We start from the raw sequence: 13422 nt of genomic DNA on the forward strand, positions 1-13422 counted from the left end.
CGAGCCTACTGCAAACGCGGCTTGCGCAGGAAACTGCTGCGGCTGGCCGACTTGATGCGCAGCCACATGTCGCGCTTGCCGCGCACGATGCGGACAGGAATTTCGGTTCCCGCCGGCCCGCTGTTCCACACTTTCCGATAGAAATCGGCCAGCCCCGCGACCTCCTGGTCGCGCACGTCGGAGATGATGTCACCCTCGCGCAAGCCGGCAGCCGATGCCGGGCCACGGCCGTCCACGTCGACCACCACCACCTTGTCGTCGCGCTCGTTCGAGTAGATGCCGAGCCACGGCCGCGGCGGCCTGTTGATCTGGCCATACTTGAGCAGGTCGTCCAGCACCGGCCGCAAAAGGTTGATCGGCACGACCATGTTGATGTCCTGTACCGATGTCCCGTCAGCCATCTGCAGCAGCAGCGAACCGATGCCGAGCAGCTTTCCATCCGCATCGATCAACCCTGCGCCGCCCCACAAGGGATGGGCCGGCGCGGTGAAGATCGCCTCGTCCAGCAGATATTCCCAGTAGCCGGCGAATTCATGCTTGCTGACGATGTTGGCTCGGACGAACCGTCCGCCGCCACCACCGGCAAGAACGACGGGATCGCCTACCTTGGCGGCTGCAGAGTTGCCGAGTTCGAGAGCCGGCAGGTCGAGCGCGCCCAGCGCCTGCACCAGCCCGAAGCCGGTCTCCTGATCGTAGGCCAGTGCATGGGCCGGAACGATGCGACCATCCGCTTTCGTCAGCCAGACGTCCGCCGCTTCGGTAATCAGATAGCCGATCGTAAGCACAAGCCCGTCTTCGCGAATGACGACACCGCTCCCCGCTCGCTGCGTTCCCAGAACCGAAGCGGTGAAAGCGTCCTCAGGCACCGAGGCCTGCAATGTCACGATCGAGCGCAGGGTATGTTCGAGATCCAAGCTCTTTTCCTTGGTCATGGGCGGCTCCCGCATGCGCTTCGGCGATGGCAGCAGTAGGGCCGAACGGCCCGTCGGAAGGATGTCTTTTCATAGGTAAGGCATCGACGCCGCAGTGCAAGGAGATGGGGCGGCCGAGCCGACGGCTTTCTAACCTTGTGAAGCCATTCCGCAATGCACAATCCATCTCGCAATTGCAAATCACCTATTTGGTGATTGGCATCTTGAAACCTCTCAAATCACCTATTACGTGATTGTAGAGGAGCAAAGACGATGAAGATGGAATGAAAATAGCGAGTTACGAGTTGATGCCCGACCGGGACGCCGCACGAGACATCGAGCGGACGTTCGAGGCCTACGGGCGGATGCGCGCCATATTGGACGAGATGACGCCTGCTCATCCGAAGGACACCTTCGAACTGCAGCGGCTCGCCTATGAGCGCATCCGCCTGGAGACCGGCTTGCCGTCGCGGCTCGCCACCAACGGCATTCGCGAATACGCCGCCGGCACCTGGTCGCTGGACCGCATGCCGCTCGACGAGAAGCTGATGTCGTTCAAGGGGGTCGACCGCGTGTCGCTGGCCTCGCTCGACGGACGTGTGGTGGTGCCATTCCTGATGACCGGATACGGCGACGCCTTCGAGAAACAGGCACTGGCGCATCTGATCCGGTCGAACGGCTCCTATTCGCTATCCGTGCCGCTTTCGCGTGAACTGCAAACCAAGGAGATCGAAGCCATGCAGACCGAAACAATCCCCGGTCGTGTGTCCCGCCTCGCGGCCGGACTCGTCGCGACCGTCATAGACGGCCTCGAGCGCAGGGCTCCCGAGGCGGTGGCCGAACAGGCGATCCGCGACATCGACAAGGCGCTGGACGAGCTGAAATCCGGCCTCGCCGCGGCGGTCGCCGAACAAAAGCGCTATTCGATGCAGAAGAACGCCCTGATCGAGGAGCGCGACGGGCTGGACGCCAACATCCGCCTCGCCATCGGCGAGGGCCGCGAGGATCTCGCCCGCGCCGGAATCGGCCGGCAGGACGATATCGACGCGCAGGTGGAATCCATCGACCGGCTGATCGCCGATGTGGAATTGCGCATCTCCGACTCGCGCTCGGCGCTGAATGCCGCAAGTGCGGCGCGGCGCGAGGCGGCGGAACGCGTCAGGATCGCCCGGCGCGCCAATGAGCGCAGCCCAGGTGCGGCGCCAGCCGCAAGCGCCCGCCCCTCGCCGGAGGACAAGATCGCCGCCGCGCTCGGCGCGGTCGAGCGCCTCACCGACCTTCCCGCCGGAAAACCGCGCGACGAGGACCTCGCCGAACTGGAAGCCTTCGGCCGCAAGCGGCGCATCGATGACCGCCTGGCGGCGCTGCGCGACGAGATCAAGCGAAAGGAGTAATCGATGCTGCAGGGTTTCGCCGACGCGCCTGCTTTGTATCTCTACCCGCTGCTCGCGGGCCTGCTTCTGGGCGTCGTCCAGATCGTGGTCTACTTCGCCGGCAGCGTGTCGCTCGGGGATTCGCTCGCCGATCTGCTCGACGGCACCAGCGTCGGCGAACTCTTCGACTGGCTCAACCTTGGCCGCGTGCCGGTCTCCATCATCGGCATGCTGCTGCTGGTCACCTTCGGGGCGGTCGGCATCCTGCTGTCTGACACCCTGCCGCTCGTCCCGAACTGGGCGTACGCCTTCGCCGCCGCACCGGCCGCCGTCGGCGTCACCAAACTGGTGGGCAACGGGCTGGCCCGGCTGATCCCGCAGGACGAGAGCTACGCGGTCAATCTCGGCGACCTCGTCGGCCGCAGGGGCGTGGTGACGCTCGGCCCGCTGGACGACGGGCACCCCGGCAACGTCCGGGTGCGCGACGGCCATGGCGAGTTGCATACGATCCGGGCGCGCCCCGCCGACCAGGGCACGATCATCGACAAGGGCGCGGAAGTCGTCGTCGTCTCGGGCGGCGATGGTCCGGGCCGGGTCTTCCTGGTGATGCCGTTCGGCGCCGGTAGCTGAACGGCCCTTCAATAACACGCGGGGCAATCGGCAACGGCCCCGCGTGCTTCTGGCACGTCTCTGACGAATACATCTTGGGCATGAGAGGAGTGATACTGTGGACGGCATCATTCAGTTTCTGATCTGGGCGGGCATTGTCGTGGTGGTCATCGCCGCGATCGGCTTCACCTTCGGCAGGCTCTACCATCGCGCCGAGCGCGACGAGGCGTTCGTGCGCACCGGCGTCGGCGGCCGGCGCGTCGTCAAGGACGGCGGCGCAGTGATCCTGCCGATCGTGCATGCGCTGGCGCGCGTCAAACTCAACACGGTCAAGCTGGTCGTCGACCGCCGCCGCGAGGACGCCTTCATCACCTCGGACCGCATGCGCGTCGACATCCGCGCCGAGTTCTACGTGCGCGTCGACGGCACCGACGACGGCATCGGCCTCGCGGCGCAGACGCTGGGCGACCGCGTCAACGACCCCAAGGCGATCCAGGACCTCGTCGAGGCGAAACTGGTCGACGCGCTCCGCTCGGTGGCGGCCCGCAACACGCTCGACCAGTTGCACGAGAGCCGCTCCGACTTCGTCAAGGCGGTGCAGGAGGCGGTCGAGACCGACCTGCGCTCCAACGGCCTCGAGCTGGAATCGGTCAGCCTTACCGGCCTCGACCAGACGCCGAAGGAATTCTTCAATGAGACCAACGCCTTCGACGCGGTGGGCCTGGCAAAACTCACCACCATCACCGAGCAGCGGCGCAAGGAGCGCAACGACATCACCCGCCAGACGGAGGTCGCCATCGCCGAGCAGGATCTCACCGCCGCACGCCAGAAATTCGCGCTGAAGCGCCAGGAGGAAGAGGCCCGCCTCGACCAGCAGCGCGACGTCGCCAACAAGGAGGCCCTCACCCGGTCGGAAAAGGCCAAAGCCGAGGAAGACGCCAAACTTGCGGAGCAAAGCGCGCAGATCGACCGCGAGCGCAACATCGCAGAGCGTGCCGCCGCCGCCAACAAGGCCAAGGAGGAAGCACGCATCAATTCCGAGCGCGACGTCGAGCTCAGCCGCCAGGACAAGGCGGTCGCCATCGCCATCAAGAGCGAGGAAACCTCACGGGCCGAGGCCAAGGCGCGCGAGGCCCAGGCGCTCACCGTCGCGGCCGAGGAAAAGGTGCAGACGGCGCGCGAGCGCGAGATCGCCGAGCGTAGCCGCCAGATCGCGGTTCTGCAGGCGCAGGAACAGGCGGAATCGGAGGCGGTGACTGTGACGGTCGGCGCCAATGCCGAGCGCAGCGCGGCGGAGGACCGGGCCGAGGCCGTTCTGGTCGAGGCGCGTGCCGAAGCCGAGGCCATGAAGGTTCGCGCCGAGGGCATCAAGGTCGAGGGCGAGGCGCAGGCCGCTACCATCCGCGCCCGCAACGAGGCCAACAACATGCTGTCGCAGCGGCTCATCGAGTTCGAGCTGACGCAGGCGCGCATCCGCATGCTGCCGGAAGCCTTCAAGGCGTTGATGGAGCCGGCAAGCCGCATCGAGAGCATCCGCGTCTTCGACACGGCGGGCTTTTCCGCCGGCCGCTCGGGTGGCGAAAGCGACGGCCGCTCAGGCCCGAGCGACCTCGCCGACCAGTTGCTGCGCTTCACCGGCAACAAGCCGCTGGTCGATGCCATGCTGGCGGCGGCGGGCGTCCAGGGCGCCGGCGGTTCGCTGAAGAACGTCGTCTTGGCGGCCACTCCGCCCGCGCCGGCAACGAAGACGCTGTCGGAGACTCTATCCGAAACTTTGACCGAGAGGCTGGCCGAGGACGATTGACGCCTTGGCCCTGCCGGAAAGTGCCGCCCGCTGCGCGGGCGGCACTTCGCGCTTCTGGCAACACGCCAAACAGCATCGACCGGGCGGCATATCCTCAAAGCGGCACGACGTGCCCCTCCGAAAGCGTCACACGGCGATCCATGCGCTGAGCAAGATCATGGTTGTGGGTGGCGATCAGCGCGGCGAGGCCGGACTGCCTCACCAGAGCCGACAGCGCGTCGAAGACGTAGGACGCGGTGACAGGGTCCAGATTGCCGGTCGGTTCGTCGGCAAGCAGCACCAGCGGCGCGTTGGCGACGGCGCGGGCAATCGCCACGCGTTGTTGCTCACCGCCGGAGAGTTCGGCCGGTCGATGCTCGCCGCGCTTTGCGATCTGCATGTAGTCGAGCAATTGCATGGCGCGGGTGCGCGCCTCCGAGGCCGATAGACCCTTCACCAGTTGCGGCATCATGATGTTCTCCACCGCCGAGAACTCCGGCAGCAGGTGATGGAACTGGTAAACGAAGCCGATGTCATTGCGGCGGATCGCGGTGCGTTCCTGATCCGAGAGCCGCCCGCAGGCGCGGCCGGCAAGGATGACGTCGCCGGCGTCCGGACGCTCCAGCAGGCCGGCCGTATGCAGCAGCGTTGACTTGCCCGTGCCGGACGGGGCCACCAGCGCCACCATCTCACCGCGGCTCAGCGCAAAGTCGGCGCCGTTCAGGATGGTCAGCTTGCGCTGCCCCTGCACATAGTGGCGTTCGACCGCCTTAAGTTCGATGATGGTGTCAGCCATTATTCGTACCGCAGCGCTTCGACCGGATCGAGCCGAGCGGCGCGCCAGGCCGGAAAGATCGTCGCCAGGAAGGAGAGAACCAGCGCCATGGCGATGACGGAAGCGGTCTCGCCGACATCCATGCGGGCCGGAAGCTGGCTGAGGAAATAAAGCTCCGGATTGAACAGTACCGTACCGGAGAGCCAGGAAAAGAACTGGCGGATCGATTCGACATTGAGGCAGACCACGATCCCCAATGCCACGCCGGCCAGCGTGCCGGCGACGCCTATCGCCGCCCCGGTCATCAGGAAGATACGCAGGATGGCACCTTGCGTCGCCCCCATGGTGCGAAGGATGGCGATGTCTCGTCCCTTGTCCTTCACCAGCATGATCAGACCCGAGATGATGTTCAGCGCCGCGACCAGCACGATCAGCGTCAGGATCATGAACATGACGTTGCGCTCGACCTGAAGGGCCGAGAAGAAGGTCTGGTTCCGCTGCCGCCAGTCCGCCAGATAGACCGGTCTCTGCGCCGCCTCCTCGATCGCCGGCCTAAGTGCGTCGACATTGTCGGGATTGTCGACGAAAATCTCGATCGTCTGCGCCTGGTTCTCCATATTGAAATAGAGCTGCGCTTCGCCGAGCGGCATGAAGACGATCGAAGAATCGTATTCCGACATGCCGACCTCGAACACCGCCGTCACCGGAAAGGTTTTTACACGCGGCGTGGTGCCAAACGGCGTGGCATCGCCTTCCGGCGAGACGAGCGTGATGGTGTCGCCGAGGACGAGCCCAAGATTCTCTGCCATGCGGGCGCCGATCGCCACGCCTTCACTGGTGTCGAAACCGACAAGCGAGCCTTGGCGAATGTTGTTGGCCACCAGCGATATCTTGCCGAGATCCTCGCCGCGAATGCCACGCACCAGCGCGCCGGTTCCGGGTCCAGCCGAGCCCGTCGAAAGCACCTGCCCATCGATCATCGGAATGGCATATTTCACGCCCCCGACGCCATTGATGCGCTTGGCGATGGCATCGTAATCGTCGAGCGGCAGGTCGACCGGCGACAGGATGAGGTGGCCGTTGATGCCGAGGATTCTTGTCAGCAACTCGGCGCGAAAACCGTTCATGACAGCCATGACGATGATCAGCGCCGCGACGCCCAGCATGATGCCGAAGAACGAGATCAGCGCGATGACCGAGACCACGGCTTCCTTGCGCTGCGGCCGCAGATAGCGCCAGGCCACCATGCGCTCGAACATCGAGAACGGCCCTGCTCCGGCTGGTCTGGCGGCCGCCGTATTCGCCGTCATGCGGCCGCACCCGAAAAGCGTTTTGCGACATCGGCAAGCGGGATCGTCACACGCTCGCCGGTGGAGCGGTTCTTGATCTCAGCCTCGCCCGCGGCCACGCCGCGCGGCCCTACGATCACCTGCCACGGCAGGCCGATCAGGTCGGCGGACGCGAATTTTCCGCCCGGCCGCTGGTCGGTGTCGTCGTAGAGCACGTCGCGGCCGGCCGCCGTCAGCGCCTCATAGAGTTCGCCGCAGGCCCGGTCGCAATCAGCATCGCCCGCCTTCATGTTGATCAGCCCGATATCGAAGGGCGCGACCGATTCGGGCCAGATAATGCCGTTCTCGTCATGGCTGGCCTCGATAATCGCGGCGATCAGGCGCGACGGGCCGATGCCGTACGAGCCCATCGAGACGAAATGATCTTTACCGTCGGGTCCTGCCACCTTGGCGCCCATCGGCTTCGAATATTTCTCGCCGAAATGAAAGATATGGCCGACCTCGATCCCGCGCGCCGACAGCCGCTCGCCTTCCGGGATTCTTTCCCATCTAGCTTCGTCATGCATCTCGTCGGTGGCGGCGTAGGGCGTCGTCCATTCCCGCACGATGCCGCCGATCTCGGCGTCGTCCGTGAAGTCGACGTTTTCCGCCGGCACCGGCAAATCCAGAAAATCCTTGTGACAGAACACCTGGCTCTCGCCGGTATCGGCCAGGATGATGAATTCGTGGCTGAGATCGCCGCCGATCGGCCCGGTATCGGCCCGCATCGGGATGGCCTTCAGCCCCATTCGCGTGAATGTTCTGAGATAGGATACGAACATGCGATTGTACGCAGCCTTGGCGCCATCGAAGTCGAGATCGAAGGAATAGGCGTCCTTCATCAGGAACTCTCTGCTACGCATGACCCCGAAGCGGGGGCGCACCTCGTCACGGTACTTCCACTGGATGTGGTAGAGGTTGAGCGGCAGGTCCTTGTATGACTTGACGTAGGACCGGAAGATCTCCGTAACCACCTCCTCGTTGGTGGGGCCGTAGAGCATGTCACGATCCTGGCGGTCCTTTATGCGCAGCATCTCCTTGCCGTAATCGTCATAACGGCCGCTCTCGCGCCACAACTCGGCCGACTGGATGGTCGGCATCAGGATTTCCAGGGCCCCGGCGCGGTCCTGTTCCTCGCGGACAATCCGGCAGACCTTATCGAGCACGCGCTTGCCCAGCGGCAGCCACGAGAAACTGCCTTGCCCCTGCTGGCGGATCATGCCGGCGCGCAACATCAGCCTATGCGAAACAATTTCGGCCTCGCGGGGCGTCTCTTTGAGGATCGGCAGGAAGTAGCGCGACAACCGCATGAAGGGGTCCGTTGATGCAGGAAACGACGCCGGAATCGGCGGCAGGAAGGAGCGTCCTGCATGGGCTTCATAGCGATTTCATGACGGGATGAAAACCCGGACACGGATACGCCGGATGCGGCGAGCGGACCTGTCGGTTTTTCGTGCAGCCGCTGCCATTCAGTTGTGCAGTGCAGCACATCAAACGCTGTTTCCCGACAAAATTTTCCGTGACAATTTGTCTGGGCTTAGTCTAAGGTGCAGCCTCATAAAGAGAGGGCGATAAGCAAATCGCCTTGTTACGCGGTCAAGTCTTGGGAGGATGCGATCTAGGCGCGAGAAATTGCTGCCGCCGGTTACCGGAAAACAGATCGGACGCGTTAAAATTGCAAGGCCTTGTGCCTTGCATTTTTTTTGTGCAGATTTTTGAGTTGCCGTAGCGAAAGGCAGTATTACTTGAAATCTGGTACGACACGCGGAATATCGTCTATTCCGAGCCCGAAGTAACGGGTGAGCAGTACCAGGATCCCGAAGACAACAAGCGACACGACGGTCGTCCAGATCACGGCGCGCAGCATATGCGCCCCACCCGGTGCGCTGGAGTGAGTGCCGGGAACGACGACACCGTCGTCATCCTGGGTTTTCAGGCCCACCGGCAGCACCGCGAAAAGCACAGTCCACCAGATGATGAGAAAGACGGCCGCGGCGGAGATATAAGTCATTTAGCCGGCTTTCTATTCACGCTTGTTCGAGTTCGACCAGCGTGCCCTGGAAATCCTTGGGATGAAGGAACAGCACCGGCTTGCCATGGGCGCCGATCTTCGGATTGCCGTCGCCCAGCACGCGCGAGCCCGATGCCTTCAGCCGGTCGCGCGCGGCAAGAATGTCGTCCACTTCGTAGCAGACGTGATGCATGCCGCCGGACGGATTTTTCGCAAGAAACGTGGCGATCGGCGAAGTCTCGCCCAGCGGCTCCAAGAGTTCGATCTTGGTATTGCCGGTGTCGATGAAGACGACGGTGACGCCATGCTCCGGCAGCGCTTGCGGCTCGGTGACTTTGGCTCCCAGCGTGTCGCGGTAGGTGGCGCTCGCCGCAGCGAGGTCCGGGACAGCGATGGCGACGTGGTTCAGGCGGCCGAGCATTGGGGGGTTCCTTGGAAAGCGTGGGTAACCGTCAGGCGGGCAGTCGGGAATAGGCAGTCGGCAGTAGGGAAAGCGAAAAAAGGCGGCGGCTGACGACAATCCTACTTTGACAATACCGTTACTCCTACTGCCGACTGCCTATTCCCGACTGCCTTACTTCGTGACAAACACCGTCACCAGCGGCTTCTTGCCCCAGGCTTCGTTGGCGGAGGCGCGCACGGCGCGGCGCACCGCCTCCTGCACGAGATCGAGGTCTTTTCGGCGCGCGCGGGGGATGGAGTCCACCGCGCCGATTGCCGCATCGAGCATGAGTTCTTCCAGTTCCTCGCCCGCCGCATCCACCTTGGCGACGCCGATGGCGACGATGTCCGGATCGCCGGACAGCTCATATTTGTCGTCGAGCACGACATTGACCGCCACATGGCCGGCGAAGGACAGTTTGCGGCGCTCGCGGATGCCCATGGCCTCGTCGTCGCCGATCAGCCGCCCGTCCTTGTAGAACTTTCCGAACGGCACCTTGTCGATGATCTCGGCCGCACCCGGCGCCAGCCGGATCACGTCGCCGTCGCGCACCTGTGCGACTTCCGGGATGCCGGACGCGGCCATCACCGAACCCTGCGCGACCAAATGCGCCGCCTCGCCGTGGACCGGGATACCGATCCTCGGCTTCGTCCATTCATACATGCGTCTGAGTTCGGCGCGGCGCGGATGGCCCGAAACATGGACCAGCGCGTCATTGTCCTCGACGATCTTGATGCCCTGGTCGATTAGCTGGTTCTTGATCTCGAGGATCGCCTTCTCGTTGCCGGGAATGGTGCGGGACGAGAAGATGACAACGTCGCCCGGCGACAGTGCGACCGTCTTCATCTCGTCGCGGGCGAGCTTTGCGAGGGCGGCACGCGACTCGCCCTGGCTGCCGGTGCAAATGACGACAAGATTCTCGCGCGGGATGAACCCGTAATCCTCCTCGTCGATGAATTCGGGCAGGCCGTCCATATAGCCGAGTTCGCTGGCGACGTTGACCACCCGCTTCAGCGAGCGGCCAAGCAGCAGGCATTGCCGGCCGCAATCGCGCGCCGCTTCGGCAATCGAGCGGATGCGGCCAACATTCGACGAGAAGGTGGTGACCGCGACCCGGCCGGGCGCCGCCTCGATGACGCCGCGCAGCCCCTGCCCCACCGCCTGCTCGGAGGGCGAATCGCCATCGCGCAAGGCATTGGTGGAATCGCAGATGAGCGCCAGCACGCCGGCCGCGCCGAGTTCGCGAAAGCGCGCCTCATTGGTCAGCGGGCCGATCTCCGGCGCCGGGTCGATCTTCCAGTCGGCGGTGTGGACAACGGTGCCGAGCGGCGTGGTGATGGCGAGCGACACCGGCTCGGGGATCGAATGGGTGACGGCCACCGCCTCGACGCCGAACGGGCCGACGGAAAATTTTTCGCCGGCGCGAAAGATGTTGATCGGGATTTTTGGGCCGCCGCCGTCCGACTGACGTTTTGCCTCTAGCAAGCCGGAGGTGAACGGCGTCATCCACACGGGAACCTTGAGTTTCGGCCAGAGGTCGAGCAACGCGCCGTAGTGGTCCTCGTGCGCGTGGGTGATGACGATGCCGCGCAGTCTTTCCACACGCTCCTCGATATAGCGGATATCCGGCAGCACAAGGTCGACGCCCGGCAGCGTCGCGTCGGGAAAGGTCACGCCGACATCGACAACCAGCCATTCACGCGCATCGGCGGGTCCGAAACCGTAGAGGGCGAAGTTCATGCCGATCTCGCCGACCCCGCCCAGCGGAGCGAAGACGAGTTCGGGACCTGAATATTTTGCCATGTCTACCTCTTGCCGGGTACTGCCGGGGACAGTTTACTTTCTTTCCGCGGAAAAGCCGAAGCGCTTCAATGCGGGCGCGGGCGGAAAACGTAGACTGTCCTCCTCTGCAAACTCACGCCGCGCCGGCCGATGCCACCGCGCCAAAATGCACATCACCCGCGGCAATGGCGATCCTGCTGCCGCCGTCCTCGCGGATGACGAAGCGGCAATCCTCGTCGATGGTCTCGAAAATGCCGCGCACGATGCGGCCTTCGGCACGCACGGCAACTTCGCCGCCGAGCCCCGCTGCCCGCTCAAGCCAGCGCTGTCGGATACGGGCGAGCCCCCTGCCCTCGTTCCATTGGCGCATCGTCTCGCTCCAGGCGTCGGCGAGCGCCAGAAACAGCGTCGCGGCATCGCAGGTGGCACCGAGCGCCCGCAGCGAGGTGGCGGGATAGGGCACATCCTCCGGATAAGCCGCGACATTGACACCTATGCCGATAGCCACCGCTGCCCTGTCGTCCGAAATCATCGTCGATTCCAGCAGAATGCCGGCCATCTTCGCGCCACTGGCAAGCACGTCGTTCGGCCATTTCAGCTCGAAGCGAGTGCCGCGCCCACCGCTGCCGCCGTCCGGGGCGACCGCCACGCTGATGCCCGGCGCAACTGCGTCCAACGCATCGGAAAGCGCAAGGCCGGCAACAAAGCCGAGCGTCGCGGCACGCTGCAAATCGTGGCCGGAGACAAGCAGGAGCGTCGCGGCAAGGTTGCCCTCGGGCGTCGCCCAGGGGCGACCACGCCGGCCACGCCCGCTTTCCTGCCGGCTGGCGACCACCCAGAGTTTTCCCGGATCGCCGGCGCGGGCATGCCCAATCGCCAGAACGTTGGTGGAACCTACGGTGTCATGCGCATCCAGCCGGTAGCCGTCGGCTATTGCGGTCGGAGGAAGCTGGAATCCCATTCCTCTAAAAGAACGACTTCGCGGCGGCTTCGGCCATAGTGCCGATCGGCCCACCGATCAGCACGTAGAACAAGACGAAGGCACCCGACAGGCCGAGCACCAGCCGGAGTTCCCCGGCCATCGGCAGGAAGCCGCCAACCGGCTCGTCGAACCACATGATCTTGATGATGCGCAGGTAGTAATAGGCACCCACAACGGAAGCCAGCACGCCGATGATGGCCAAGGTATAGAGGTTTGCGTTAACGGCTGCGAGGAAGACGTACCACTTGGCCCAGAAGCCGGCGAGCGGCGGAATGCCGGCCAGCGAGAACATCAGGATCGTCATGATCGTAGCCATGGCGGGATTGGTCGACGACAAACCCGCGAGATCGCCGATCTGCTCGACATTGCCGTCCTTGCGCCGCATGGCGAGGATGAATGCAAAGGTGCCGAGCGTCATGACGAGGTAGATCAGCATGTAGATGGCAACGCCGCGCGCGCCGGCTTCCGAATTCGCGGCAAGGCCGACCAGCGCGAAGCCCATATGGCCGATCGACGAATAGGCCATCAGCCGCTTGATGTTCTTCTGGCCGATCGCCGCCACTGAGCCCAGCACCATCGAGGCGATGGCGATGAAAACGATGATCTGCTGCCAGTCCGGCGCAATCGGTTCGAATGCGCCCATGGTGACGCGCACCAGCAGCGCCATCGCGGCCATTTTCGGCGCGGCTGCGAAGAAGGCGGTCACCGGCGTCGGCGCGCCCTCATAGACGTCGGGCGTCCACATATGGAAAGGCACGGCGGAAATCTTGAAGGCCAGGCCCGCCAGCACGAAGACCAGGCCGAAGACCAGCCCGAGCTGCCGCCCACCTTCGCCGAGGGCAGCCGCGATCTCGGCGAAGCCCGTGTTGCCGGTGTAGCCATAGACGAGGCTGATGCCGTAGAGCAGCATGCCGGACGACAGCGCGCCGAGCACGAAATATTTCAGGCCGGCCTCGGTCGAACGCACGCTGTCGCGGTTGATGGCCGCGACCACGTAAAGCGCCAGCGATTGCAGCTCGAGCCCAAGATAGAGCGCGATCATGCTGTTGGCAGACACCATCAGCAGCATGCCGAGGGTCGCCAGCATGATGAGCACCGGATATTCGAACTTGTCGAATTTTTCCGCCTTGGCGAAGCCCACCGACATGATCAGGGTGACGATCGATCCGAGCAGAGTCAGCACCTTCATGAAGCGTGCGAAGGAATCGCTGATGAAACTGCCGCCGAAGGCCGAGCCGTCGCCGGTGAACAGCAGCAGCCAGGCACCGGCGGCGATCAGTATGGCAACCGCAAGACCCGTGACAGTGGTGTTGGCGCGTTCCCCGGAATAGACGCCGACCATGAGCAGCGCCAGCGCGCCGAGCGCAACGATAAGTTCCGGCGCGGCGAGCGAGAGACTAAGCGAAAGATCTGGCGTCATCTGCCT

12 protein-coding genes are annotated in these 13422 nt (G+C 64.1%); 3 read left to right on the top strand and 9 right to left on the bottom strand.

Annotation, left to right across the window (positions count from 1 at the left end):
• Positions 1-5 precede the first annotated feature (5 nt).
• Entirely contained in the window at positions 6-914 is a 909-nt protein-coding gene (locus ABMA59_RS16900) for a S1C family serine protease (protein ID WP_349006648.1), read from the bottom strand.
• A 281-nt stretch (positions 915-1195) separates the two neighbouring features.
• On the opposite strand from ABMA59_RS16900, the gene ABMA59_RS16905 reads away from it, so the two are divergent.
• The 3 genes from ABMA59_RS16905 to ABMA59_RS16915 all read left to right on the top strand — a co-directional run bounded on the left by ABMA59_RS16905 (position 1196) and on the right by ABMA59_RS16915 (position 4697).
• Complete coding sequence (locus ABMA59_RS16905) at positions 1196-2305, top strand: PspA/IM30 family protein (protein WP_349006549.1); 1110 nt, start codon at positions 1196-1198, stop codon at positions 2303-2305.
• Between the two features lie 3 nt (positions 2306-2308).
• A complete protein-coding gene (locus ABMA59_RS16910) occupies positions 2309-2914 on the top strand; it encodes an OB-fold-containig protein (protein WP_349006550.1) in 606 nt (201 codons plus the stop codon).
• A gap of 97 nt (positions 2915-3011) precedes the next feature.
• Positions 3012-4697 (top strand): flotillin domain-containing protein, encoded by a 1686-nt coding sequence (locus ABMA59_RS16915; RefSeq protein WP_349006551.1) that lies wholly within the window; start codon positions 3012-3014, stop codon positions 4695-4697.
• 94 nt (positions 4698-4791) lie between these two features.
• On the opposite strand, the gene ABMA59_RS16920 is transcribed toward ABMA59_RS16915, so the two are convergent.
• From ABMA59_RS16920 to nuoN, 8 genes are all read right to left on the bottom strand, one after another.
• Positions 4792-5472 carry an ABC transporter ATP-binding protein gene (locus ABMA59_RS16920; protein ID WP_349006552.1) on the bottom strand — a complete coding sequence of 227 codons (681 nt, stop codon included), beginning with the start codon at positions 5470-5472 and terminating at the stop codon, positions 4792-4794.
• The gene (locus ABMA59_RS16925) at positions 5472-6761 is read right to left on the bottom strand and encodes a lipoprotein-releasing ABC transporter permease subunit (RefSeq protein ID WP_349006553.1); all 1290 of its coding nucleotides are present in this window, start codon (positions 6759-6761) and stop codon (positions 5472-5474) included. The genes ABMA59_RS16920 and ABMA59_RS16925 overlap by 1 nt, the downstream gene beginning before the upstream one ends.
• Positions 6758-8089, bottom strand: a complete 1332-nt coding sequence (proS, locus tag ABMA59_RS16930) for a proline--tRNA ligase (protein ID WP_349006554.1) — start codon at positions 8087-8089, stop codon at positions 6758-6760. Before proS ends, ABMA59_RS16925 begins: the two co-directional genes overlap by 4 nt.
• A gap of 431 nt (positions 8090-8520) precedes the next feature.
• The gene (locus tag ABMA59_RS16935) at positions 8521-8790 is read right to left on the bottom strand and encodes a DUF1467 family protein (protein ID WP_349006555.1); all 270 of its coding nucleotides are present in this window, start codon (positions 8788-8790) and stop codon (positions 8521-8523) included.
• 16 nt (positions 8791-8806) lie between these two features.
• On the bottom strand, positions 8807-9211 hold the full coding sequence (mce, locus tag ABMA59_RS16940) for a methylmalonyl-CoA epimerase (protein ID WP_349006556.1): 405 nt from the start codon (positions 9209-9211) through the stop codon (positions 8807-8809).
• A 153-nt stretch (positions 9212-9364) separates the two neighbouring features.
• Positions 9365-11035 (bottom strand): ribonuclease J, encoded by a 1671-nt coding sequence (locus ABMA59_RS16945; RefSeq protein ID WP_349006557.1) that lies wholly within the window; start codon positions 11033-11035, stop codon positions 9365-9367.
• A gap of 112 nt (positions 11036-11147) precedes the next feature.
• Positions 11148-11975, bottom strand: a complete 828-nt coding sequence (locus ABMA59_RS16950) for a biotin--[acetyl-CoA-carboxylase] ligase (RefSeq protein ID WP_349006558.1) — start codon at positions 11973-11975, stop codon at positions 11148-11150.
• 4 nt (positions 11976-11979) lie between these two features.
• Positions 11980-13416 carry an NADH-quinone oxidoreductase subunit NuoN gene (gene nuoN, locus ABMA59_RS16955; RefSeq protein WP_349006559.1) on the bottom strand — a complete coding sequence of 479 codons (1437 nt, stop codon included), beginning with the start codon at positions 13414-13416 and terminating at the stop codon, positions 11980-11982.
• Between the last annotated feature and the right edge of the window lie 6 nt (positions 13417-13422).

This window comes from Mesorhizobium yinganensis, assembly GCF_040081985.1.
Classification (GTDB): Bacteria; Pseudomonadota; Alphaproteobacteria; order Rhizobiales; family Rhizobiaceae; genus Kumtagia; species Kumtagia yinganensis.